The organism is Brevibacillus fluminis, assembly GCF_052072235.1.
Lineage (GTDB): Bacteria > Bacillota > Bacilli > Brevibacillales > Brevibacillaceae > Brevibacillus_D > Brevibacillus_D fluminis_A.
Genome location: NZ_CM125436.1, coordinates 4,571,334 through 4,596,089, shown reverse-complemented (window position 1 = coordinate 4,596,089; position 24,756 = coordinate 4,571,334). Strand labels below are relative to the sequence as shown.

The window sequence follows — 24,756 nt, the reverse complement described above, 5'->3', positions numbered from 1 at the left end:
GGTCGTTTCACGGTTATGGCAATTACGCTTAATCGCGGAACAAGAGCGATTTGCCCGCAATCCCCGGATGGGTCATCTCATACGGATCGAGGATCAGGTCGAGTTCTTCTTCCGTCAGCACGTTATTTTGCAAGCACAGCTCACGCACCGATTTGCCGGTCAAAATCGCTTCGCGGGCGATGCGGGCTGCAACCTCGTAGCCGAGATGCGGATTGACGGCGGTGATGACGCCTGCGCTTTTTTCCACATAAGCCTTGAGAACCTCTTCATTGGCGGTGATGCCGTCGAGGCAGTTTTCCTTGAACACGCGGAACACGTTGTTCATCATGCTGATCGATTGCAGCAGGTTGAACACGAGCACCGGTTCCATGACGTTCAGCTCCAACTGACCGGCTTCGGATGCGAGGCAGATCGTATGGTCGTTGCCGATCACCTGGAAGGCGACCTGGTTCACAACCTCTGCCATGACCGGATTGACTTTGCCCGGCATGATCGAGGAGCCTGGCTGGCGCGGCGGCAGATTGATCTCGCCCAGACCGACGCGCGGGCCGGAAGCCATCAGACGCAGGTCGTTGGCGATTTTGGACATGTTGATCATGCACACCTTCAGCGCTGCGGACACTTCCGTATAGGCGTCCGTGTTTTGGGTGGCATCGACCAAATCTTCTGCACCCGTGATGGCGAACCCGCTGATTTCAGCAAGGTGGACGACGACGTTTTCGATATAGCGCGGATCGGCGTTAAGCCCGGTGCCGACAGCGGTTGCGCCCATATTGACTTCATACAGGTGCTGGCGGCTTTGCTGGATACGGAGAATATCGCGGGACAGCACCTTGCGATACGCTTCGAATTCCTGGCCGAGACGGATTGGCACGGCATCCTGCAAATGCGTACGGCCCATCTTGATGACATGGTCGAATTCTTTCGCCTTCTGCGCGAACGCATCGCGCAAGGTTTCCATTGTATGTAGCAGCTTCTCCAGCATCGAAAGCGTCGCGAGATGGATGGCTGTCGGGAATGAGTCGTTCGTCGATTGGGACATGTTGACGTGCGTATTCGGGCTTACTTGGAAATAATCGCCCTTTTCAAAACCGAGAATTTCCAGTGCGCGGTTGGCAATGACCTCGTTGGTGTTCATGTTGATCGAGGTACCTGCACCGCCTTGAATCGGATCGACGATGAATTGCTCATGCCAGCGTCCAGCGATGATCTCTTCCGCAGCGGAGACAATCGCTTGTCCAATCCGCTTGTTAAGCTGGCCTGTTTCCATATTGGCCAGTGCAGCCGCTTTTTTCACGATCGCCATCGCAGTGATCAGCGATTCGTGAATCCGGTAGCCTGTAATCGGGAAGTTCTCGATGGCACGCAGCGTTTGCACACCGTAATAGGCATCTTTCGGCACTTCTTTTTCTCCGAGAAAATCCTTTTCGATCCGTTTAGTTGCTTCCATGTGACACATCTCCTTAGAGTATTTTGAGGTGACTGTTTCTTCGAAGGAACGATGGTTCGGTCGATGGTATAGTGAAAACGATTTCGTTCACTTCTACCATCCTACCACAGTTTTCAGGATGTTTCCCATCCTCATAAAAATTCTACCGATCAAATGGTGAATCGTGCGCCAAAAACAGGGAAGCAGAAGCAGTTTATTTGTTTTGTAACGATGCTCTCCTATAGTAAGATAGAAAAAAACGAGCTGGAGGAATTTCATCATGCACGGGTTATCGTTATGGTCGGCTACAGTCAATGCCCATCGCGAGCGAGCTTCCCTTCAAGGAAACAAGGAAGCGGATGTGGTCATCGTCGGAGCCGGCTACACGGGACTGTCTACGGCCTACCATGCGTCACAGCTTGGATTGAAGGTCATCGTCGTGGAGCAGAACGAAGCGGGATGGGGAGCGAGCGGGCGCAATGCTGGCATGATTTTGCCAGGCTACAAAGATTACATGAAGACGCTTGCCGCGAAGCACGGGCTAGAAACGGCGAAGGAGATGTTTTCGCTTTCGCTCGATGCGATCGCACTGGTCAAAAAAATGGTGAGCGACAATCAAATTGCGTGCGATCTCGCGCAGACCGGCCATCTGATCGCGGCTACAAAGCCGAAGCATATGGACAGCCTGCGAGAGGAACAGGAATTTTTGCAAAAGCAGTTCCACTACCGCACAGAGATGGTGTCGAAAGACGAGATGCGCCGCGAGCTGGACTCGCCGCTTTTTGCCCATGGCGGGCTGGTGGACGAGCACAGCTGCTCGTTTCACCCGCTTAACTATGCATTGGGCCTGGCCGATGCTGCCGAGGCGCTCGGCGGCGTTATTTATGAGCGTTCGCGGGTGATTGCCATCGACAGAACGCCGGGGAAGGTCATCGTCAGGACGGCGGAAGGGGCGGTTGCTGCCAAAGAGCTGGTCATCGCCACCAACGGCTACACCGACGACCTGGTGAAAAAGTTGACCCGCTCGGTATACCCGATCGCAAGCTACATGGTCGCGACTGAGCCGCTCGCCCCCGATCTCGCCGCGCAGCTGATCCCGCGCAACCGGATGGTATTCGATACGAAAAACTTCATTTACTACTTCCGCCTGACCCCTGACGGCAGGCTGGTGTTCGGCGGCAAGGATCAATTCACCGGCGAGGAAACCGCGCAGACGTACGAAGAGGTGCGCGATGATCTGATCAAAGTGTTTCCGCAGCTCAAGGAAACGCGCATCGACTATAAGTGGGGCGGTTTGCTCGGCGTTACCTACGACATGCTGCCGTACATCGGCCAATTGGAGGATGGCACCCACTTTTCCATCGGCTGCGCAGGTCACGGTGCGGCGATCACCACGATGCTGGGCAAGATCATCGCGCAAAACATTGCGGGTGAAAGCCGGATCAAAAAAGGGCTGGAAACGGTCCCGCTGAAGCAGATTCCGTTTCACGGGCAGCGGGCTTTCGTGCTCAGCGTCCTGGAAGTATACTACAAGCTGTTGGACATCATAGCGTAAAATCAGAATCATTTTTTCGAGCAGGAAGGGCTAACGCAAGCAGATGCGCAATAGCCCTTTTCGCTTGCTAAGTCGTTCCTTCCAAGGCCCGCAAGTAATCGAGCCCGCTGCGCGTCAGCTTGATCCCGCCACGCCCGCGATTGGTCACGATGTAGGCCTGTTGCTCCAATATATCCAGCCGCCTGCGAATCTGCTGCTCGGTGAGCGGCTTTTTCCACAGTCCGCTTTTTTCGGACAGTGTCTTGCGGCCGATCGATACCCCTTGCTGATTGGCGAGATGGATGGCTTCAAGCATAAACCGATGCTCCTCCTGATCCGACGGGATTTCCAGAGGGGATGCCGCCGGTGCCTGGGTGCCCGGATCAAGGAGGGCAGGCTCGTGAACGGCCTGCTGTTCCGGCGATTTGCGCTGGAAAAAGCTTTCGCTTGGAATATCGTCCACGGTGATCACCTGGCCGTTGCACACCGCGAGCATGTAATCGATCGTATTTTTCAGCTCGCGGACATTGCCGTACCATTGATACCGCAGCAGATGCTCCATGACCCCGGGCATGATCGCGATGCTGCTTCTGCCGCTTTGCATGAGGAAGTGCTCGATCAGGGCGGGGATGTCTTCCTTGCGGTTGCGCAATTCGGGCAGATGGATGTAGAGAATTTTCAGCCGATGGTACAAGTCTTCGCGGAACGTCCCTTGCTCGATCATCCGGATCAAGTTTTTGTTGGTCGCGGCGATGACGCGAACATCGATCGGAATGATTTTGTTGCCGCCGATCCGCATCAGCTCTTTTTCCTGCAGGACGCGCAAGAGGCGGGCCTGCAGCTTGAGACTTGTATCGCCGATTTCATCGAGAAAAATCGTTCCCCCGTTGGCTTGCTCGAACAGGCCGATTTTGCCGCCTTTTTTCGCTCCGGTAAACGCCCCTTCTTCATAGCCGAACAGCTCGCTTTCCACCAGATCGTCCGGCAATGCGCTGAAATTGACCGCGAGAAACGGGCCCGACTCGCGCAGCGATGCGTTATGGATGGCGCTGGCGTACAGCTCCTTGCCTGTGCCGCTTTCGCCCTCGATCAGCACCGTCAGATTGGTCTTGGCGATTTTGCTTGCGATCTCTTTCGTTTTCACGACGCGCTCGCTGTTGCCGCGAATGTCCTGAAAGGTGTATTTGGCGATGTAGCCTTTGCGGATCAGCTCGCGGCGGAACGACTTTTCCAGCTCGATCGTTTCATGCGCATTTTTGAACGTGGCGACGATCGACTCCTCCGTGCTGACGTGGAAGCGGTGGACGATCACATCCGCCTGAAACAGCGTGAACCAGCGGCTCTCTTCCTCCGAGTCATTGAGCACGAACGAAACGAGTTCGTGATTGCGAAACACGTCCGACAAATGGCGGCCCACTGTCTTGGTCGTATTCAGCCCGAGCATGGCGATGAGGTTTTCGTTGAACACGGTAATGATCCCGCTGGGGGTGACGGCGAGAATGCCGTCGTTGACCCCGTCGAGCACTTGCTTCAAATGCTTGTTGAGCTGATCGGACTGGCGCGTGGTATGGGAAAGCTTTTTGCTCAGGTCGATGATCTTGCGGATGTACTTTTCCGAAACGATGTCGCCTTTCTTTTCCAGCAGATTCAGATGCTGCAGGATCGTGATGACGGTGATGAGGTCGATCAGCCGCGGGCCGATGTTGACGACTTCCTTCACGACGGCGGGGACGAGGCTGACCTCGCCGGGGGTGATCGCGATCTCGATGTCCGGGACGTGTTTTTTGCCCGGGTAGAACGGGATGTAATCGATGTGGTTGATCCCGAGCTGCAGCAGCGTTTCCACCGACTCGTACACGGTTTCGGGGGCGTCGTTGACGTACAGCACCCGCGTGTTGTCAGGCAAAAACAACAGCTTGTCGATGTTTTGGAAATTGACCGTTCGTTTTGCGACCACGACCTTGCAGCCTTCCCCGATGTAGGGAGCGGCTTCTTCGACGATCGCAGAGGAGGAGAGGATGATCAGCTTGTCCGTAAACACGTGGGGAATCGACTCTTGCAGCGAAAAGTCATGGATGTGAACGAAATCGCCGATGACTTCCGTCAATTGCTCAACCAGCGTCTTTCTGGTTTCTTTTGTCCCGGTGATCAGAATAAGCTCCTTGGCATACATGTCGCCGTTCCCTCCTGTATGGCCTTTATTGGTTCAAATCGGTTCTTTGGAATAGCATCCAATTTCATCCATTATAGCGAATGTTGGGCAAAAATGTCTCGTGAATAGACGAAAAATTACGAATTGTCCGGGTGGCACGCGGGTTGCAATTTCGATCAGGCAAGAGGGGCATTCATTTTTCACTATTGGAGGGGTTTTTATTGGCACGTAAACGCAATGGCTTGAAAGCAGGAGTTAGCGTCGTTCTCGCGGCAGGTATGCTGGCGGCTTGTTCACAGGCGCCGGCGACGACTACACAAAGTCCACCGGCAAGCACGCCTGCACCGGAGACACCGGCACCAGCTGCACCGGCGCAAGCGAAAAAAGAAGAAGCGAAGCCGGTTACGCTGGCGGTCGAAGCAGAGCCGGTCTCGCTCGATCCGCAAAACGTGACAGACGGGAACTCGATTACTGTACAGCGGCCGATGTTTGAAGGGCTGTTTGCTTTCGATGACAAGATGCAGCCGGTGCCGGTTCTCGCTACCGGCTATGAATTCAGCCAGGATGCGACATCGGTCACGTTTACGCTGCGCGAGGGGGTCACGTTCCATGACGGTTCTCCCTTTAACGCGGATGTGGTGAAAGCGAATCTTGATTTTGTCCGCGACGAGAAGAACGGGCTGGCGCGGCGCAGCTTTTTCTCCTTTATCAAAGAGGTGGTCGTCAAAGACCCGACGCATGTGACCGTTGTGGCAACTGCGCCGAACTCGGCGATGCTGTCCTATCTGGCCCATCCGTCGGCTTCCTTCAAATCGCTCGAATCGATCAAAAAGAAGCAGGCAGACCCGAGCTACAATCTCGACCGCAATCCGGTCGGTACAGGACCGTACAAATTCGTCGAGTGGAAAGACAACCAATACGTCAAATATGAGCCGAATCCAAACTACTGGAACAAAGAAAAGCTCCCGAAACTGGCAAACATCATCTACAAGCCGGTGACGGAAGCGAGCACGCGCATCAACATGCTGAAAGCGGGCGAAACCGACATCATCACCAAGCTGCCGACGCAAGCGGCGAAAGAGATTGCGCAGGACAGCAACTACAACGTCTTCACGGCGCCATCGCTGAATGTGTACTATGTGGGCCTCAACCTCAAAGAGAAAAAGTACCAGGACAAAAAAGTGCGCCAGGCATTGAACTATGCGATCAACAAGGATGAGCTGATCGCCTCGGTGGTGGACGGCTATGCAAAGGTGGCCGATTCCGCGATTGCGCCGGGAACATACGGCTACAGCCAGCAAAAAGTGTACGAGTACAATCCGGACTTAGCGAAAAAAATGCTGGCGGAAAGCGGATATAAAGACGGCTTCACCGCAACTCTCTGGACGCGCAATACGAGCGAATTCATCGCCATTGCTGAAAACGTGGCGATTCAGCTCGGCAAGGTAGGCATCAAGGCGAAAGTCCAGGCTTATGAAAGCGGCACGCTGTTCGACATGCTCGACCATAACAAAGGCACGGACATGTGGATCGGCCGCTGGTCGCCGGGAACCGGGGAAGTGGACTACGGCATCCGCCCGAACTTCCATACGAAGAGCTTTGCGCCTGACAACAACAACTCCGGCTTCTACAGCAACAAGGAAGTCGACAAACTGCTCGATGAGGCGCTCGCGACCCCGAATAAGGAAGAGTCTTTGAAAAAGTACGCGGATGTGCAAAAGATCATCTACGACGATGCGCCATGGGTGTTCCTGCATGTGCCGGACAACGTCGTCGCCAAGACAAAGGACGTGAACGATGTAAGCGTGCTGCCGAGCGATACGGTGATCGTGAATAATGCCGTGAAGAACTAGAGGTGAACAGGCGTGCTTTCTTTCATCATCAGGCGAACAGCCGCAATCGTCCCCATGTTACTCATCGTTTCCATCATCGCATTTTTGTTTGTTCACCTGACGCCGGGCGATCCGATCCGCATCATGTACGGGAACGAAATCGATGCCACAACCTACCAGCTGCTCAAACAGAAGGAAGGGTTCAACGATCCCTTGTACCAGCAATACGCCCGCTATGTCGGCAAAATCATCACGCAAGGCGATTTCGGCATCTCGTACCGGACCAAGGCGAACGTATCCGATGAGATTGTACGCCGATTCGGCTATACCTTGATTTTGACGCTGGCAAGCATGGTGTGGGCGATCGTGATCGGGCTGATCGTCGGCGTGGTTTCGGCGACGAAGCGCAATTCCATCTGGGACCGCATCGGCATGGTGTCCGCGATCACGGCGCTCAGCATCCCGGAGTTTTGGTTCGGTTTGATGCTGATGCAAATCTTTGCCGTGCAGCTCGGCTGGTTTCCGACGAGCGGCAGCGGTAGTATCCGGCACCTGATCCTTCCTTCACTGACGCTGGGGCTGGGGGTCGCGGCGATCGTGGCCCGCTTTACCCGCTCCAGCATGCTGGAGGTGCTGCGCGAAGACTTTGTGCGGACAGCGCGGGCGAAGGGACAGAAGGAATGGGTGATCGTCATGACGCACGTTCTGCGCAGCGCGCTGATTCCGGTCGTCACCATGACAGGCCTGCAATTCGGCTTTTTGCTCGGCGGCGCCGTCGTCGTGGAGCAAGTATTTGCCTGGCCGGGACTGGGTTCCTATCTGATCGATTCGATTCTGACGCGGGATTATCCGGTGATTCAAGCGCTGATCTTGTTGTTCTCGGTGCAATTTTTGGTCGTGAACCTGCTGGTCGACATCAGCTACGGATTGCTGAATCCGCAAATTCGTTACGAATAAAAAGGAGACCATTATGCCAACGACAACCAAATCACCCTCTCCTTTTCAAGCGTTTGTCCGGAAATTCCGCAAGCAGAAAGTGGCGGTGGTCTGCCTTGGCTTCACGCTGGCGATCGTCGGCGTAAGCATCGCGGCCCCCTGGATCGCTCCATTTGACCCGTATCGGCCCGTCACGGACCAGTATGCGGAAAAAGGCGTCCAGGTAACGCAACTGACCAGTGCCAGTCTGGGCGTCCGCGCGCTGTACAGCGATGGCAGCGAGCAGCCGGCAAGCGGACTGAACCCGCTGTTGTTTGAAAGCGACGACAAGCTGATCGCTTCCGCGCGAAAAACAGAAGCGGGCGTCAGCATCAATGCGAGCGGCCAGGGCACGACGACAATTCGGGTGCAGAGCGGGGATGTAGCGTCCCGCTTTCAGGTAAATGTCTCGGGAGAAGGGCAAGCAAAGCCCGCGCTGTCCCAATTGATCGCCGAGCTGCCGCAACTGCGCACAGGGCAAACGGCCAAGATCGAGCTGAAAGCGCTGCTCACGGATGGCAGCCAGGTCGCAGGCGCATCCGAGATCGCCATGCTCGCGCACAAAAACCAGGCGGTCGAGGCGATGAAGCCTGTTGAAAGCAACGGCTTTAACACCACCTCGACCACGCAGGCGAAGCATGGGCTTACCTTTGAGGCGCTGTCGCCGGGCATCGTGACGGTTGGCGAGGACGGAACAGTAACGGCGGTCAGCCAAGGCGAGACTGCGGTGAAGGTGGCGCTGGACGGGGTTTCCACGCTCGTCCCGATCGCTGTCAACCAGCCGTTTTCCCACCCGGTGCTGACCCGGCTGGAGCCGGAAGCGCTGCAGATCGAACTGATCAACGCCTACAAACATCAGCCGCCGTCCATGCTGCACTGGTTCGGGACGGATCACCAAAACCGCGACATTTTCAGCCGGGTGCTGATCGGAACGCGTGAGACGCTTTTGATCGGATTCATTTCCGTTGCGATCGGTGCCGTCATCGGGACGATTCTCGGACTGCTGGCAGGTTATTACGGCAGATGGGTGGATGCGCTCATCACCCGCTTCACGGATGTGCTTTTGGCGTTCCCCGGCATCCTGCTCGCGATCGCGGTGATCGCGCTGCTCGGTCCCGGCATTACCAACATTATCTTTGCAGTTGCCGTCTTCACCGTTCCGATCTTTATCCGCATTGTGCGCGGGAGTACGCTTTCGCTCAAGCAGATGATGTATGTGGAAGCGGCGCGTTCGATCGGCGTCAAAGATCATGTCATTCTCGCCCGCCACATTTTTCCGGGGACGCTTTCGGTCGTCATGGTGTATCTGACCATGCGCATGGGGACGGCCATACTCATTGGAGCGGCACTCAGCTTTCTCGGCCTGGGCGGCGATATTACCGCGCCGGAATGGGGCGCCATGCTGAGTGCGGCAAAGGACAACAGCCGGAATATATTCCATCCCACTTTTTTTCCGGGGCTTGCGATCGTGCTGACCGTCCTCTCGTTCAATCTGCTCGGGGATGGGCTGCGGGATGCGCTCGATCCGAAAGTAAAGGAATAGGCGGTGTGTAATGATGCAGGAACGACTTTTGGAAGTGAACGGGTTGACGGTCAATTTTCGCAACGATCATCGAGAAATCACCGTTGTTCACAATATTTCTTTTCATATCAACCAAGGCGAGACGGTCGGTGTGGTCGGTGAGTCGGGCTGCGGAAAAAGCATCACCTCGCTGTCCATCATGCAGCTTGTGCCCACGCCGCCAGGGCGGATCGCAAGCGGCGAGATCCGTTACAAAGGAACGAATCTCCTGTCTTTGAAAAGCAAGGAGATGAATCAGATTCGCGGCAACGAGATTTCGATGATCTTTCAGGAGCCGATGACCTCGCTCACGCCGGTGTTTACGATCGGCAGGCAGCTCGACGAAGTCATCCGGCTTCATACCAAGGCATCGAAAAAGGAGGCCAAGGAAAGGTCGATCGACATGCTCAAACTGGTCGGCATCTCGCGGGCGGAGCAGATTTATGCCAGCTATCCGCACGAGCTGTCCGGCGGCATGCGGCAGCGCGTCATGATCGCCATCGGCCTCGCCTGCAATCCCAATCTGCTGATCGCCGACGAGCCGACGACCGCGCTCGATGTGACGATTCAGGCGCAAATCCTCGATCTGATGCGCGAGCTGAAGGAAAAGACCGGTTCCTCGATTTTGTTCATCACGCACGACCTCGGCGTGGTGGCGGAGATGTGTGATCGGGTGATCGTGATGTACGCCGGTGAAATCGTGGAAGAGGCGGATGTCGATACGATTTTTAACGATCCGCGGCACCCGTATACGCGCGGGCTGCTGGCTTCCATCCCAAAAATCGAGGAGAAAAAGCGGCACCTCTACTCGATTCCGGGGCAAGTCCCGCCGGCAGGCTCGATCACGCAAGGATGCCGGTTCCGCGATCGCTGCGACAGTGCCATCGATCGCTGTGCGACGGACAATCCGGCGCTCGTCGCAGTCGCCGCCAATCATGCATGCCGCTGCTGGCTGCAAGCCGACTAAGGAGTGAACCTGATGACAGAAGCGTTGCTGGAAGCCAAAAACGTACGAGTCCATTTCCCGATCCGAAAAGGGATCTTGCAACGGACGGCCGGTTACGTGAAAGCGGTGGACGACATCTCCTTTTCCATCCGGACAGGAGAAACATTCGGCCTGGTGGGCGAATCAGGCTGCGGGAAATCGACCACGGGACGGGCGATCCTGCAGCTGATCAAGCCGACCGCCGGACAAGTGCTGTTCGACGGCGAGGATCTGGCGCCTCTCGCTGCCGAACAGCTGCGCCAAAAGCGGAAAGATATGCAGATGGTGTTTCAGGACCCGTACGCCTCGCTGAATCCGCGCTTTACCATCGAGCAAATTTTGGAGGAACCGTTGAAGGCGCACGAGGAGCGTGACGACGCGGAATGGAAGCGGCGCATCGCTGACATGATGGACGTATGCGGCTTGAACAAAAGCTATCTGAAGCGGTATGCGCATGAGTTTTCCGGCGGGCAGCGCCAACGGATCTGCATCGCGCGCGCCCTGATTCTGCGGCCCAGGCTGATCGTCGCCGATGAACCGGTATCCGCGCTGGATGTTTCCATCCAATCGCAAATCCTCAATCTCATGCAGGACTTGCAGGAGGAATTCCAGCTGACCTATCTGTTCATTTCGCACGATCTGGCGGTCGTCCACCATCTTTGCAATCGGCTGGGCGTGATGTATTTGGGGCGGATGGCGGAGATGGGAGCGGCCGAAAAGCTGTACGCCAACCCGCTCCATCCTTATACGAAGACGCTGCTGTCGGCCATCCCGATCTCCAATCCGCGGATGAACAAGGAGCGCATCCTGCTGCAAGGCGAGGTGCCGTCCCCGATCGATCCGCCGAAAGGGTGCGCATTTGTGACGAGATGTCCGAAGGCGAAAGAAATCTGCAAGACAAAGAGACCGGAGCTGCTGCCGGTGGAGGATGACCATCTGGTAGCGTGTCATCTCTTTGCATAAGGAGAGGAATGTGGAATGGTAGAAACATTGGTAGTCGTCAAACGCGGTAATCAGATCGAGAGCAGACATTCCGGAAGCATTGCAGTCGTCGATTATGAAGGAAATCAGCTGTATGCGGTAGGCGATGCAGGGCGCGTGACATTGACGCGCTCCGTCCTGAAGCCGATTCAGGCTATCCCGGTCATCCAGTCGGGAGCCGCCGACCGCTTTCTGTTTACCGATAAAGAAATCTCCATTTGCTGCGGCTCCCACAATGGCGAGCAGCAGCATACCAAAGTGGTCGAGTCCATGCTGTTCCGCCTCGGGCTCACGCAGGAAAGCCTCCAGTGCGGCGTGCATGCGCCTTACAGCCAGGCCAGCTATGCGGAGCTGCTGCGCCAAGGTGTGGAGCCGACACCGATTCATAACAATTGTTCCGGCAAGCATGCGGGGATGCTGGCATTGGCGCTGCACCTGCAAAGCGACATCGGTACGTATCACCATCTGGAGCATCCGGTGCAGCGCAAAATCGAGGAGGCGCTTCTCGCCCTGTCCGGGCTTAGGGCAGAGGAGCTGGTCACGGAAATCGACGGCTGCGGTGTGCCGACGTTCGGGCTGCCGCTGCACAACCTGGCCCATGTATATGCCCGGCTGGCCTATCCGGAACAGCTCGATTCCCTTTCGCTGCGCACGGCGGTAAAACGGGTCGTCTCTTCCATGATGGCGTATCCGGAGATGGTGAGCGGTACCGACGAGTTTTGCACCGATGTCATGCGCGCGCTGCCAGGAAAAGTGCTGGCCAAGGGCGGGGCAGAGGGCGTTTACTGCATGGCGCTGCCGGAAAAAGGAATCGGCATCGCGATCAAGATCGACGACGGGGCTTTTCGCGCGGCGTATCCTGCGGCGATGGAAGTGTTGAAGCAGTTGGGCGTGCTGGACGCACAGGAGGAGGCGGCGCTGCAAAACTATCGCACACCGCCGATCACCAACCGCCGCAAAGAAACGGTGGGGGTTATCGAGCCTGTTTTCGCATTGAACGAATAACCAATCGAAAAAGGAGTGCATGGGCATGAAAAGGTTTGGCAAAAAAGTGCAGTCGTTTTTGTTGGCAGGGGTTATGCTTGTGGCATCGCTCGGATTCGGAGGCAGCGTGTGGGCGGAGGAGCCAGCTGCTGCACAGGATGAAGCAGCACAGGACGCTCTCGCGGCGAAAGCGAAAGGAAGCCTTGTCATCATCGGCGGGGCCCAGCAGCGGGACAATGCGGCGATTCACGAAAAGATGATCGAGCTGGCGGGCGGCAAGGACAAGGCGATGATCGGCATCTTCCCGACGGCGAGCGGCTCGATGTCGTCGTCGGAAGAAATGAAGGAAGATTTCGAATATTACGGGGTGCCTGCCGACCATGTCAAAATCATCGACATCACCAAAGACAATTATCAAGACAAGGTGAACAACGATGACATCGTCGCCCAGATCGCCGAGACAAACGCGCTCTTTTTCGTCGGTGGCGACCAGGCGCGGATCACCAAAGCGTTTTACAATCCGGACGGCAGCAACACCAAGGCGCTGGATGCCGTCTGGGACGTGTACAACAAAGGCGGCATGATCGCCGGAACGAGCGCAGGGGCGGCGATCATGTCCAAAACGATGATTGCCAACACCGATTCGCTCGGCGCGCTTTTGAACGGCGTGACCTATGATGACACGAAGCCTGGGCTGTGGGTCACCAAAGGGCTCGGCTTCTTCAACGGCGGAATCGTCGACCAGCATTTCAGCAAACGCGGTCGTCTGGGCCGTCTGGTCGTCGCCTTGGTTGCCGAGAAGCAAAAATACGGCTTCGGTATCGATGAAAACTCGGCGATGGTAGTAACCGGCAACACGATCGAGGTGATCGGCGCGAGCGGCTTGTTCATCGTCGATGCATCCAAGGCGTCCGTTTCCAAAAGCGGCGTGTACAAAGGCATCGACGTGTCCTACATCGAGAAAGGCGACAAGTACAATTACGTGACCAAACGCTACACGCTCGCCAAGGAAAAAGTCGCGATCGAACCGGGGAAAGAATACTATGAGGGCAATACGCTCAACACGAGCGTGTTCGGGCTCGATGCCGCAAAAGTCATGCTGCTCGACGATCTGATGGACAACACGGCGAAGGAAGCGGCCGGCGTCGCATTCGGCCTGGAAAACGACGGTGCCGGCGTCAAGGTCGTCTTCAGCAAAAACAGGAAAACACAAGGCTACTATGACGAAACCGAGTATGCGTCGTCTGCCTTGCATGTGGATATGACGATTACGCCGATCGAAGTGACGATCAAGGAGAAGAAATAGGAGCGCAGCTCACACTAAAAAACCGTTCAGGACCGTGCGAAAGGTGCATGTCTGAACGGTTTTTTCTTTCATCTCCGAAGACGCCGATCAGTGGCGCAGCGTTATCGTTCGCTATTTTGCCAGAGTAACACATTCGCTTCGCCTGCAATATGATGAGTCTAGAAATCCAAAGAGGTGAGCCAATGGCAGTCGTAAAAGCCAGAAAGCAGGATATTGATATGTTGGCAAGGTTGCTTCGGGCTGAAGCTGAGACCGAAGGCGAAATGGGCATGCTCCTTGTTGGAAATGTTGGCATTAACCGAATAAGAGCGAATTGTTCCGATTTTAAAGGAATCCGGACCATTCCCCAAATGATCAACCAGCCGCATGCGTTCGAAGCGTTGCAACATGGTATGTACTATCAAAAAGCAAGAGAGAGGGAACGCCGTCTGGCGCAACGGGCAGTGAATGGGGAGCGGAATTGGCCAGGCAAATTCTCCCTATGGTATTTCCGTCCAGGAACGTTCGAAAATCCCGGACCCTGTCCGCCAACTTGGTATAATCAGCCGTTCGTAGGTCGATGGAAGAAGCACTGTTTTTATGAACCGACCGCGAAAGAATGTGAAAATGTATATAATACGTTTTAACGAAAAGAACTCAGGATCTCTTAACCTGACTGTCACAGCCATGTGTCGGTAAGTTGTTGTCGGGTTCGAGATTGAACGAACGGGTATCGATAGCTTAGTAAAAGCGAGGTATTCAGGAATGATTTTTTCTCCTGACTACCTTTTTTATTTTCCAAAGAAATACTTTATTTTCTACGAACAACCGCGGCCTTGTCCATGAAGGCCGCTTCATCAAAACTCAACATCTCTATACATTGGCTTCACGCCCCGCTAACATTCCCGTCGTAAGATAAACAGTGTAGAGATGAACAAATGAGCGGGAGGATTCCACATGCTGACCAAATTCCTTCGGTGGATGCTGTCGGAAACAGAAGACGTACATGTTGAGCGAAAACTGTATGTCCAAAATGAAATCAACCAATTCGTGCCGAGCAAAACAGGTATGGCAATGGGGGCCAACCTGCTGTATCGGTCTTGAGCAAAAGCCGCAGCAGGCGAACGAAAAGCCGTCCGATAAATGTAGGGAATACATTTGCGGGCGGCTTTCGTTCTACCGTGCAGCCAATCAGGGAGATGCGTGAAATCGCGTGTTTACACTACACAGCTTGGGGGGAACGGGAAGATGGATACGGGAAGTCATCTGTTGCTGGGAGTGTCGCTTGCGGGACTGGCGTATGCCGATCCGGTGGTGGCGCTTCATCCTGAGATCGCGCATGCCGTCATGATCGGCACGATGATCGGTTCGGTCGCGCCAGATTTTGATACGGTGGTTCGATTGCGCGGATACGCCTTTTATATTCGCCACCATCGTGGGATCAGCCATTCCATTCCGGCGTTGTTTTTGTGGCCAGCCGTTATTTCAGGTGCGATCATGTTATGCAGCGGGCTTTCGCACGGCTGGCTTTCCTTGTTTCTCTGGACGTTGGCAGCTGTGATGCTGCATGTTGGACTGGATATGTGCAACACGTACGGCGTGCAATCGCTCCGGCCTTTTTCCAAGGCATGGGTGCATCTCGACATTTTGAGCATTTTCGAGCCGTTCCTGTTCTTCTTGCATCTGGCGGGCGTTGTGGCCTGGTGGCTGCACGCAAGTATTGCGCCGGGCATGCTGTTCGGCTTGATTTACGCCATAAGCGGCTTGTACATTGTGATACGGGCGAGGCAGCACCGTGCGTTGATTCGGCTGATCAAAGCGCACAGCGGCCAGAAGGGGCTGTGCCATGTCTTTCCGCAGCTGAGCTGGTTCCGCTGGCAATATTTGCTGGAAGGCGAGCAGGCGTTTTACACCGGCATGATCGAACGCGGACGCATCATGAGCGGTGAAGTATTTTCCAAGCAGGAAAAAAACGACGTCATTCAGGCGACGGTTGGGACAGACGGGGTTCGCGCATTTCTGGCGTTTGCGCAGCGTGTCCATGTCACCTGTCTGGAATTGCACGACGGGTATCATGTCCGGTGGAGCGATGTGCGCTTCTGGCATGGACAAAAGCTGCCGTTCGGCGTGGATGTGCGGCTGGACCGGGAGCTGAATGTCATCAGCTGCTCGCTCGGCTGGCGCAAAAAGGTGTGGGAGCCGCCGTTCGTGTAAGCGCGTTTCGTCGGGTACGACGCCAGTAGGAGCCAACCCTCCATAAAATATCATGCGACAATCAGCCTAAAGATGGATATACTTTCCTGTCGAATCTCGTATACTTTGAATAGTTTGACAATTTTCGTCATAATGGAGGGTAGGACAATGAAAGGTATCATTTGGCTGCGTATTGCGGTCGTCTACTTCGTCATCGGGGTCGTTTTCGGCATGGGAATCGGTATCGCCCAGCTGTTCCAGCTTGCCAGCGTTCACGCGCACATCAACCTGCTCGGCTGGGTATCGCTCGCACTCGCTGGCATCATCTACTGTCTATTCCCGCAAGCGGGCGTCGGCAAGCTGGGGAAATGGCATTTTTGGCTGCACAACATCGGCTTGCCGCTGATGGTCATCGGCTTGTATCTGGAGATCATGCAGCTCTCGACGCTGCCGTTGATCCAGATCGGCGGGACCTTGGCGATTATCGGGATCATTTTGTTTTTGATCAACGTTTTTGTAAACGTGAAAGAAAGCACGTTTGTTTTCGCGAAATCGGGGAGCAATAAGTTTTCGTCTTGAAAATGCAAGCAAGGCAAAAAGATGGCAGCAGGGGCCGGATCGGACGGTTCTCGCTGCCGTTTTTTTGTTGAAAGGGAATGCTTGCTTTTGGGTGGCGGAAGATTGTACCATCACGGTATCGCAGGCGAGGAAGAGATCGCGCGGGGAAGAGGGAAAGCCGGATGGAGCTACTTGCAATCTTCAATGAAAACAGGGAAAAAGTCGGCGTCATGGAGCGTGAACAGGTGCACAGGGAGGGCTGGTGGCATGAGACCTTTCACTGCTGGTTCGTCAAAATCGTGGCAGGGGAGCTGTACCTGTACGTCCAGAAGCGTCAGGTGGGCAAAGATACGTTTCCCGAAAAATTCGACATCACCGCAGCGGGTCATTTGCGCGCGCACGAATCGCCGGAGGACGGGCAGCGCGAGGTCGCGGAGGAGCTGGGCATCGAGGTCGATTTCGCCCAGTTTGTGCCGCTTGGCATCTTTGCGGATGAAGGCTTCTTTCAAGAACTGATCGACCGGGAGTTTTGCCATGTTTACGCCTATCGCAGCGAGCATGAGCTGTCCGACTTCCATCTGCAGCTTGAGGAAGTATCGGGAATGTACCTCATCAAGCTGCAAGACATGCTCGACCTGTTCGCAGGAAAAATCGAGAGTCTCCAGGCGAACGGCTTTGAAGCGACCGCCACAGAGCGGACCGATGTAACCGTTACATTGACAGTGACTGACTTTGTCCCGCATGAGGCGCATTATTATCAAGGCGTATTCGGCAAAATCAGCGAGGTTTTCGCGTAACGGCCGACCGGCTTGGCAATGGAAAAAAGGAACGGAAGCTTGGCGATGCTTGCCAGCTCCGTTCCTTTTTTGATCGTAAAAGAATTTATAAGTGCTCGCACTTATAAATTCTGGAGCGGAAGAAAAACTTCCATAGTTCGAAGGACCTGCTTCTCGAAAGGACTTCTGAAAGAAGTTTTTCTTCCTGCTAGCTCAATCCGTTTCGTACAGCACCGTTCCCATCCGTGAAATGTCATAGCCGCCCAGCCCATGCACTTCCTTCTGAAACGCCTCCGAACGCAAAATCGCCAGCACGGTTTGAATCAGCAACCGGTTTTCCGCCGTTTTCAGCAAAACAAGATCATAGCTTTCCTGGATGAGCGGGACAAAATCGATGCCGGCGAGCCGCGCCGCTTTTTCGATGCCGACTCCCACGTCCGCCTGACCGCTCGCGATCACGCTGGCGACGCCAAGATGGCTGGTCTCCTCAGCTTCATAACCGATCAGCTGGTGCCGTGGAATCTGGTGAATCCGCAGCTGCTCATCGAGCAAAACGCGTGCGCCCGAGCCTTTTTCCCGATTGACCAGCTTGAGTCCGGGCCGCTGCAAGTCTGTCCATGTCTGCAGCTGGAGCGGATTGCCCTTTTGCACGTACAGTCCCGCCCAGCGTGTCATGACGTGAACGACCAGATACGACTCGCTGAGCAAAATTTTGCGGATGTAAGGCAGATTGTACGCATTCGCATCCGCGTCCAGCAAATGGGTGCTGACCACATCGGATTCCCCCTGAAACATCGAGATCAGGCTGTTCAGGCTTCCGGTATGGGTGCGGAGCGGACGGATGCCGATCTGCTGCTTTTCGATGTGTGCGGCAAGCAGATCGAGGCAAATATCTTGCCCGCTGATGATGATGGGGCGGGGAGCGGCGGTTTTGGCTGCGGAATAGCCCGGTACATGTGCAGGCGCTTGCGCTGCGGGCAAGGCGGCAGCGGGCGATTTGACCGCAACGTGCTCGCCTTTGGAACGGAGCTTGTACGCCTCCAGATCGGCTGCGTCCACGCGCATTTGCCGACCGACGCGATAGGCGGGCAGCTCGCCTTTTTTGATCAGATCATAGACGGTCAGTTTGGAGACGCGCAATAATTGGGCAATCTCCTCCGTTGTATAGGAAATCTCATTCGACAAGTGGCTTCCTCCCCGTGACATCGACACAGCATTTCTTTTATTATAAACCTTTTGCATCAGCCGCTCCATGCCGGGAAGAAGGCTTTTGTTGCTATAAATAGATATAGTTAGTTATAAATAGATTAAAATAAATGTGATAAATACAAAATTAAATATAGCCAATTATGTTTAGATATATATAATTGTAAATAGAATGCAGCATATGTAGAGAAGGAGTGAAAGAAGTTGAGTAAGCCACGCAAGTCTGTTCTAATGCTGTTCCTGTTTTGCCTGAGCCTCTTGGCTGCGCAAATTATGCCTGCTTCAACAGAGGTGGCACAAGCGGCAGCGGCAATCCATGTAAAGGTGGATGGACGTCATCTATCGGTCAGCCAGCCGCCTGTCATCCAAAATGGCAGAATGCTGGTGCCGATGCGCGATATTTTTGAAGCGTTGGGCGCCCGCGTGACGTGGAACGGCGCGAACAAGACGGCAACTGCCGTACAAGGCTCCACCACGATCGTGCTTGCGATCGGGCAAAAAACCGCGAAAGTCAACCAGTCGAGCAAAGCGCTTGACGAAGCGGCGCAAGTCATCAGCGGCAAAACGATGGTGCCGGTGCGCTTTGTCAGCGAAACATTCGGCGCAAAAGTGATTTGGAACGAGCATGCCCGTACCGTGGCAGTCGTCACGCCAAAGCTTGCGAACCAAAAAGCGGATTTGACCATTGCGGCGGCTGCGAGCCTGACCGATGCCTTGAATGAATTGAAAACCTCATTTAACGCGGATTATCCGAACTATCATCTGACCTTCACATTTGGCAGCTCCGGCAAATTGGCCACGCAGATTCAGCAAGGGGCGCCTGCGGATGTGTTTCTGTCCGCCAGCAAAAAAGACATGGATACATTGGAAGCAAGCAAGCTGATCGCACCGTCGACACGCGTCAATTTCGCAGAAAACCGCCTTGTGCTGGTTGCGCCGAAAGATACCAAGCTGCCGGTCGCCGGGTTTGACAAAATCAATCCGGATGCCATCAAGCAAATGGCAATCGGCAACCCGGACAGCGTGCCTGCCGGTCGCTATGCCAAAGAAACGCTGACGAATGTAGGGCTGTGGGACAAGCTGCAAAGCAAAATCGTGTTTGCCAGCGATGTTCGCCAGGTGTTAACCTATGTAGAGTCGGGCAATGTTGATGTGGGCGCGGTTTATACGTCCGATGCGCTTTCCACGGATAAAGTCAAAATCTTGGCGATCGCCGACACGAAATGGCACAGCCCGATCGTCTATCCGGGCGCGGTCGTCAATACGTCCACATTCGCTTCGGAAGCGGACGTTTTCCTCGACTATCTGAACAGCGAAAAAGCGATGCTGATTCTCTCGAAGCATGGCTTCTATGTAAAATAAGCAAATCGTAGCGGTAGAATTGAGAAAGGTGGCTATCATGACGGACATCGACTATACACCCTTGTATTTGTCTGTAAAAGTCGCCGGGATAGCCACCTCCATTGTTTTTATCAGTGGAGTTTTGCTGGCCCGGCTGCTCGCGCGCAAGGAGTTTGTGGGAAAAAGCGCGCTGGAATCGTTTTTTTTATTGCCGTTGGTCCTGCCTCCGACCGTCGTCGGCTTCGGCCTGTTGATGTTGTTCGGCAAAACCGGTTTCCTGGGCAAGTGGCTGCTCACGCATTATGATGTGCAGATCGTCTTTACATGGGTGGGGGCGGTCATCGCTTCCGTGGTCGTTTCGTTCCCGATGATGTACCAGAGCGCGCTCGCTGCGTTCCAGACGGTGGACAAGCATTTGGAAATCGCCGCGCGCACGATGGGCGCTTCCGAGTGGCGCGTGTTTTGGACGGTTTCCTTTCCGCTGGCGTGGCCGGGGGTTTTGGCCGGCCTGGTGCTCGCCTTCGCCCGGGCGCTGGGTGAGTTCGGTGCGACGATGATGCTGGCGGGCTACATCCCCGGCAAAACGGACACGATTCCGATCGCCATCTATTTCGCGGTGGAAAACGGGGAGATGGACAAAGCCTACTTTTGGGTCGTGATCATCGTTGCGCTCGGATTCAGCACCATCATGTGGCTCAATTGGTGGACCAAACGCAACCTGAGGCGCTACGCACATGAAAGCAAACAATCATAGAGTGGGAGAGACGCGCATGCTTTCTGTTCATATTGAAAAAAAGCTGGCCCATTTCCAGCTGGACGTCCAGTTTGCGGTCGGAAATGAACGGATCGTCCTGTTCGGCCCTTCCGGATCAGGGAAAACAACGATTCTCAACGCGCTCGCAGGCATCATTCACCCCGATGCAGGCGGGATTCGGCTGAACGATACCGTCTTCTATGACGCGAAAAAGCGCCCTCTTTCGATCCAGAAGCGCCGCATCGGCTATTTGTTCCAGGATTTCGCGCTGTTTCCCCACATGAAGGTCGAAGCGAACATTTTATACGGCGTCAAGCAAAAGGGGATGACCAGCCAATCCCCCCTCATCCAGCAGCTGTTGGCTGTGATGAAGATCGGACATTTGCTGGAGAAATATCCGGCGCAAATTTCCGGCGGTGAAAAGCAGCGGGTAGCTTTGGCCAGAGCGCTCGCCACCGAGCCGCATCTACTGCTGCTCGACGAGCCTTTTTCCGCGCTGGATAAAGAGACAAAGGCGCAATGCCATGAAATATTGATCGAGCTGCACCAGACGTGGAGCATCCCGGTGATTTTGGTGACACACGACCTGGAGGAGGCGCAAAAGCTCGGCGACCGGATTTTGTTTCTGGAAAAGGGCAAGATCGTGCGGCAGGAAGGGAATACGGACCAAAAAGAGCGACTGCATTCCACGTAGGAAGCAATCGCTCTTTTTGTGATGTTCAGTGTCGTGCTCCATCATTTTCGTTCCTGGCGAGCGTCGCGAACTCCGCCACATCCGCCTCCATACGGACGATTTCATCCTCGGCCAATTGCTGTCCGCCATAACGGTAGCTCTCGTACGTGCGCGTGATGCGTTCGGCAAGCGGGGTGACGGGACTGTTTGCATAGGCGGCGCGGATGCGCTGCAAAAACTCGCGGCTCGTCTCCTCCAGATGGATCAACATGCCCCGCTCGCTCATCTGCTGCAAAAATCGATAGTACGCGTACCTCACGCGATCGTTTTGCGGCACATGCCATTTCTGCAAGTTCTCATGCGGTTTTTCTTCCACAATAACGGAAGGGGAGAGCTTTTCCACCGTCTGTGCAGGCGGCGTGATCGGCTGCATGGGCTGATCCACACGCTTGTTCTTTTTGTAATGCTTCCAGACCATCCGCGCCAAAACGAACAGAATCAGAAGGGCGACAAGTGCGATGAGATACGGCTCCAGCCGCGAAAACAAGTCTTGCTGAACAGGCGGTGGGGGTGCGTATTCCTGCTGCGCGCCGCCGCCTTGCTCAAGAAATTTGTTCAATGCCGTGTTGTTGCTGGCCTTTCCTTTCAGCGCTGCGACCAGCGAATCGAGCCACAGCAACAGCGGCATGAAGACCACTTTGAGCAGGCTCAAAACAGGCCCTTTGATCAGGGCGAAGCCGTAGGCGAGCGCGTAGTAGAGGAGGCTTGCGGCCGTCAAAAAGACGGCGATGATTCCGATCGCAAGCCCTGCTTGCTGTGATGCGAATACAGCGATTTTTCCGCCGGAGAGTGCGGCAGAGCCTGCATCTCGCGTCAAAAACTCCAGATAACACATGATCAGAAACCAGACCGTCGAAAACGAGAGCGCGAGCATGAGATCGGCGAGCGAAAAAGCTCCCGTCAGAGCCAGCCAAATCATGAGGCAAACGTAGGTGAACATGACAAGCGTGAACCGCTTGGTCAATTCGGGCAGCGTGATGCCTTCCGCCGCGCGCACATGCAGACGCCAATAGTATACGGCAGCACCGGCCAGGGCGAGAATCACCGAATCCGCATATACATAGCCCAAAACCGCGACGAGCAAGACCGTGAGCGACAGCAGGATCAGGCCGAGAAAGCCGCGGCTGCTTTTTTGGTAAAAGAACGAACCGGCGGAAAACAGCACGCTGATGGTGAGAAACAACCCGATCGCGCTTTTGCCTGAAAAGGCCAGGTATGGCGTGACGAACAGCAGCAGCGCGATGATTTGCGCTTCAAACGTGAGCGCCAGCGAGCTGCGCAGAACGGCGTTATCGTTCATGGACGGCTTCACGCTCCTCTCGGATAGCACTTGACGCTCTCATGCCGGAATGCGACTGTCGCTGCAGCGGGCGGAAAAATGGCGTGTCTGCGGAAGCGTCGAGCAGTGTCACTTCATGCCCGCGCTTCTTCAGCCGTTCTGCCATTCGGCTTGTCTCTGCGTCAAAGCGGGAAGAAACAAGAAGAATGGACAGCTTGTGCGTACTTGCCTCCAGACGGCGAAAAACAGTGGACAGCGATGTGGGCACAAAATGGTTCATTTTCGCCAGCTGTGTCAGGATGTGCACATATTGCGCCTTACCGCTGCCTTCTGCCAGATGGAACAGCTCGCGCCCGCGCTGCCGCACATTCAAGTAGAGCGAATGAGGCGTCTTTTCCCGGCGGAAGCGGGCAGCAGCGGAGGCGATGGCCGAAATCGTCCGCTCGTTTTCCAGATCGTTGAATCGCTGTAGCTTAGGCTCGTACATCGGCAGCATGTGGCCGACGATCACCCATTTTTGCGAGGACGTATATTCGAAGAGCCGCGTTTGCAGCTGTGCTGTCTTGGCGGTGGCTTTCCAGTCGATCGTTTTTTGCCGATCGCCGGGCAAATAGTGGCGGACACCGCGGATGAAAGCAGGATCGTCCTGCATGCGCTGCATCGACAGCCGTTTGCCCAACGGCTCAAGCGATCCTTTTTGGTACGGGGGCAATGCAGTGATTTCGGGATAGACCAAAAGCGAATAGGATGTTTTGCCGGTATGTACGCAAGGCTCGGTCGCAAACGGGCTCATCAGCTCCATCGCCATATCTGTCAGCCAGAGCACCCCCCGCTTCCGTGGAATCACCGTCAGCTCACGTATGACCTGTGAACGGGGCGGGACGTGCAAACACAGCTGGATCTGCAGCTGCTTGCTCACCTCCCGGCAAACGTCAGCGCCTTCTACCTCCACGGTCAGCGGGAGCGTAAAGAAGAGCTTTGTCGCCGGAAGCGGGAGCAGGGAACGGTTTTGCACCGCGATGCGCATGGTCGTTGGCGTATGCGGCATCACCCGCGATTGCGGGCTGCTGCAGGTGATCGTGACAAAACGGGACAGCCGCTTTTGCCACCAGCGATGCGCAGCCAAAAGGAACAGGAAGAAACAACCGAGCGCGAAGAAAAACCAGTCGTGCGTAAACAGCGCGACAAACAGGAAAATGCCGCCGATCAGTTGAAACGAATCCCGTGTCGTCATTTATTGAACGCCCGTTTCCACAGGGGCTGGCACGCTTTGCAAAAGCTCCTGCACGACATCTCGCTCCGTCTGCAGCAGCTCTGCTTCCATCGTCAAACGGATGCGGTGGGTGAATAGCGGCGGGACTGCCAGCTTGACATCATCCGGCAGGACAAAGCTTCTGCCATCGATGTACGCGAGCGCCTGGGAAGCGTGGACCAAGGCAAGCATGGCGCGGGGGCTGATGCCGACCTCGATCGACGAATGGGTGCGGCTCGCCTCCGTCAAATCGATGATGTAGTTCTCGACGGCCTCGCTTACATGGACGCGGCGCACTTCCTTTTGCATCTGAATGATGTCTTGCGCGCCAAGCACCGGCTCGATGTCGTCCAGCGGCGAATCGGTGCGGAAGCGGCGCATGATGGCAAGCGAATCGGCCCGCGTCCCATAGCCCAGGGAGAGTCGGAACAAAAAGCGGTCCAGCTGTGCTTCTGGCAGCGGATATGTGCCTTCCGATTCGATCGGGTTTTGGGTGGCGATGACAAAAAACGCTTCCGGCAGCGGCAGGCTGACGCCTTCGATGGTAGCTTGCCGCTCTTCCATGCACTCCAGGAGGCCGGACTGTGTCCGGGGCGTTGCCCGGTTGATCTCGTCGGCAAGCAGCACATCGGCAAAAACCGGACCGCGGCGCAGCTCGAAATCGCCTGTTTTCGGATTGAAAAAATGCAGTCCCACCACGTCGGACGGCAGCAGGTCGGCGGTGAACTGCAGCCGCTGGAAGGCACCGCCGATCGACTGGGCCAGCGTCTTGGCCAGCACCGTTTTGCCCATCCCCGGCAGATCTTCCAACAGGACATGCCCGCGCGCAAGCAAGCCTGCGATCAGCAGACGAACTTCCGTTTCTTTTCCTACGATGACACGATTGATCGAATGCAAGAGCTGTTGAACCTTTTCAGCGTGCATGTGGTTCCTCCTTATCGCAGCT

22 protein-coding genes are annotated in these 24,756 nt (G+C 55.3%); 16 read left to right on the top strand and 6 right to left on the bottom strand.

What is annotated here, in order from left to right; all coding sequences use genetic code 11:
- Nucleotides 1–28: 28 nt before the first annotated feature.
- Nucleotides 29–1,450, bottom strand: a complete 1,422-nt coding sequence (gene aspA / locus ACTID9_RS22580) for an aspartate ammonia-lyase (protein WP_441067111.1) — start codon at nucleotides 1,448–1,450, stop codon at nucleotides 29–31.
- 259 nt (nucleotides 1,451–1,709) lie between these two features.
- Here aspA and ACTID9_RS22575 point away from each other — a divergent pair, with 259 nt between their 5' ends.
- Nucleotides 1,710–2,984: an NAD(P)/FAD-dependent oxidoreductase gene (locus tag ACTID9_RS22575; protein WP_441067110.1), complete on the top strand. Its 1,275-nt coding sequence runs from the start codon at nucleotides 1,710–1,712 to the stop codon at nucleotides 2,982–2,984.
- A gap of 67 nt (nucleotides 2,985–3,051) precedes the next feature.
- Here the strand turns inward: ACTID9_RS22575 and ACTID9_RS22570 are convergent, their stop codons facing one another.
- A complete protein-coding gene (locus ACTID9_RS22570; RefSeq protein WP_441067109.1) occupies nucleotides 3,052–5,136 on the bottom strand; it encodes a sigma-54 interaction domain-containing protein in 2,085 nt (694 codons plus the stop codon).
- 200 nt (nucleotides 5,137–5,336) lie between these two features.
- Here ACTID9_RS22570 and ACTID9_RS22565 point away from each other — a divergent pair, with 200 nt between their 5' ends.
- The 12 genes from ACTID9_RS22565 (at nucleotide 5,337) to ACTID9_RS22510 (ending at nucleotide 17,266) form a co-directional block, all read left to right on the top strand.
- Nucleotides 5,337–6,968, top strand: coding sequence for a glutathione ABC transporter substrate-binding protein (locus ACTID9_RS22565; protein ID WP_441067108.1), 1,632 nt, complete (start codon nucleotides 5,337–5,339; stop codon nucleotides 6,966–6,968).
- 12 nt (nucleotides 6,969–6,980) lie between these two features.
- A complete protein-coding gene (nikB, locus tag ACTID9_RS22560; protein ID WP_441067107.1) occupies nucleotides 6,981–7,904 on the top strand; it encodes a nickel ABC transporter permease in 924 nt (307 codons plus the stop codon).
- A 13-nt stretch (nucleotides 7,905–7,917) separates the two neighbouring features.
- On the top strand, nucleotides 7,918–9,465 hold the full coding sequence (locus ACTID9_RS22555) for an ABC transporter permease subunit (protein WP_441067106.1): 1,548 nt from the start codon (nucleotides 7,918–7,920) through the stop codon (nucleotides 9,463–9,465).
- 13 nt (nucleotides 9,466–9,478) lie between these two features.
- Nucleotides 9,479–10,450, top strand: a complete 972-nt coding sequence (locus tag ACTID9_RS22550) for an ABC transporter ATP-binding protein (RefSeq protein WP_441072701.1) — start codon at nucleotides 9,479–9,481, stop codon at nucleotides 10,448–10,450.
- 12 nt (nucleotides 10,451–10,462) lie between these two features.
- On the top strand, nucleotides 10,463–11,431 hold the full coding sequence (locus tag ACTID9_RS22545; protein ID WP_441067105.1) for an ABC transporter ATP-binding protein: 969 nt from the start codon (nucleotides 10,463–10,465) through the stop codon (nucleotides 11,429–11,431).
- 15 nt (nucleotides 11,432–11,446) lie between these two features.
- Nucleotides 11,447–12,454 carry an asparaginase gene (locus ACTID9_RS22540; protein WP_441067104.1) on the top strand — a complete coding sequence of 336 codons (1,008 nt, stop codon included), beginning with the start codon at nucleotides 11,447–11,449 and terminating at the stop codon, nucleotides 12,452–12,454.
- A gap of 25 nt (nucleotides 12,455–12,479) precedes the next feature.
- Entirely contained in the window at nucleotides 12,480–13,739 is a 1,260-nt protein-coding gene (locus ACTID9_RS22535; protein ID WP_441067103.1) for a cyanophycinase, read from the top strand.
- A 182-nt stretch (nucleotides 13,740–13,921) separates the two neighbouring features.
- Nucleotides 13,922–14,365, top strand: coding sequence for a cell wall hydrolase (locus ACTID9_RS22530; protein WP_441067102.1), 444 nt, complete (start codon nucleotides 13,922–13,924; stop codon nucleotides 14,363–14,365).
- Between the two features lie 310 nt (nucleotides 14,366–14,675).
- Nucleotides 14,676–14,822 carry a hypothetical protein gene (locus ACTID9_RS22525; protein ID WP_441067101.1) on the top strand — a complete coding sequence of 49 codons (147 nt, stop codon included), beginning with the start codon at nucleotides 14,676–14,678 and terminating at the stop codon, nucleotides 14,820–14,822.
- Nucleotides 14,823–14,966: 144 nt separating this feature from the next.
- Nucleotides 14,967–15,932, top strand: coding sequence for a metal-dependent hydrolase (locus ACTID9_RS22520; RefSeq protein WP_441067100.1), 966 nt, complete (start codon nucleotides 14,967–14,969; stop codon nucleotides 15,930–15,932).
- Between the two features lie 147 nt (nucleotides 15,933–16,079).
- Nucleotides 16,080–16,490 (top strand): cytochrome-c oxidase, encoded by a 411-nt coding sequence (locus ACTID9_RS22515; RefSeq protein WP_441067099.1) that lies wholly within the window; start codon nucleotides 16,080–16,082, stop codon nucleotides 16,488–16,490.
- A gap of 161 nt (nucleotides 16,491–16,651) precedes the next feature.
- Nucleotides 16,652–17,266 carry an NUDIX hydrolase gene (locus ACTID9_RS22510; RefSeq protein WP_441067098.1) on the top strand — a complete coding sequence of 205 codons (615 nt, stop codon included), beginning with the start codon at nucleotides 16,652–16,654 and terminating at the stop codon, nucleotides 17,264–17,266.
- Between the two features lie 192 nt (nucleotides 17,267–17,458).
- Here ACTID9_RS22510 and ACTID9_RS22505 read toward each other — a convergent pair whose 3' ends face one another.
- Complete coding sequence (locus tag ACTID9_RS22505; protein WP_441067097.1) at nucleotides 17,459–18,430, bottom strand: substrate-binding domain-containing protein; 972 nt, start codon at nucleotides 18,428–18,430, stop codon at nucleotides 17,459–17,461.
- A gap of 225 nt (nucleotides 18,431–18,655) precedes the next feature.
- Here ACTID9_RS22505 and modA point away from each other — a divergent pair, with 225 nt between their 5' ends.
- The 3 genes from modA to ACTID9_RS22490 are packed head-to-tail and all read left to right on the top strand — an operon-like array spanning nucleotide 18,656 to nucleotide 21,240.
- Nucleotides 18,656–19,813 (top strand): molybdate ABC transporter substrate-binding protein, encoded by a 1,158-nt coding sequence (gene modA / locus ACTID9_RS22500; RefSeq protein ID WP_441067096.1) that lies wholly within the window; start codon nucleotides 18,656–18,658, stop codon nucleotides 19,811–19,813.
- 37 nt (nucleotides 19,814–19,850) lie between these two features.
- The gene (gene modB, locus ACTID9_RS22495; RefSeq protein ID WP_441067095.1) at nucleotides 19,851–20,546 is read left to right on the top strand and encodes a molybdate ABC transporter permease subunit; all 696 of its coding nucleotides are present in this window, start codon (nucleotides 19,851–19,853) and stop codon (nucleotides 20,544–20,546) included.
- 16 nt (nucleotides 20,547–20,562) lie between these two features.
- The gene (locus ACTID9_RS22490; protein ID WP_441067094.1) at nucleotides 20,563–21,240 is read left to right on the top strand and encodes an ATP-binding cassette domain-containing protein; all 678 of its coding nucleotides are present in this window, start codon (nucleotides 20,563–20,565) and stop codon (nucleotides 21,238–21,240) included.
- A gap of 25 nt (nucleotides 21,241–21,265) precedes the next feature.
- Here the strand turns inward: ACTID9_RS22490 and ACTID9_RS22485 are convergent, their stop codons facing one another.
- Genes ACTID9_RS22485 through ACTID9_RS22475 form a run of 3 tightly spaced genes read right to left on the bottom strand, consistent with a single transcriptional unit; the run spans nucleotide 21,266 to nucleotide 24,734 of the window.
- Complete coding sequence (locus ACTID9_RS22485; protein ID WP_441067093.1) at nucleotides 21,266–22,579, bottom strand: DUF4129 domain-containing protein; 1,314 nt, start codon at nucleotides 22,577–22,579, stop codon at nucleotides 21,266–21,268.
- Nucleotides 22,569–23,792 (bottom strand): DUF58 domain-containing protein, encoded by a 1,224-nt coding sequence (locus ACTID9_RS22480; protein WP_441067092.1) that lies wholly within the window; start codon nucleotides 23,790–23,792, stop codon nucleotides 22,569–22,571. Before ACTID9_RS22480 ends, ACTID9_RS22485 begins: the two co-directional genes overlap by 11 nt.
- Nucleotides 23,793–24,734: an AAA family ATPase gene (locus tag ACTID9_RS22475; protein ID WP_441067091.1), complete on the bottom strand. Its 942-nt coding sequence runs from the start codon at nucleotides 24,732–24,734 to the stop codon at nucleotides 23,793–23,795.
- Nucleotides 24,735–24,756 lie beyond the last annotated feature (22 nt).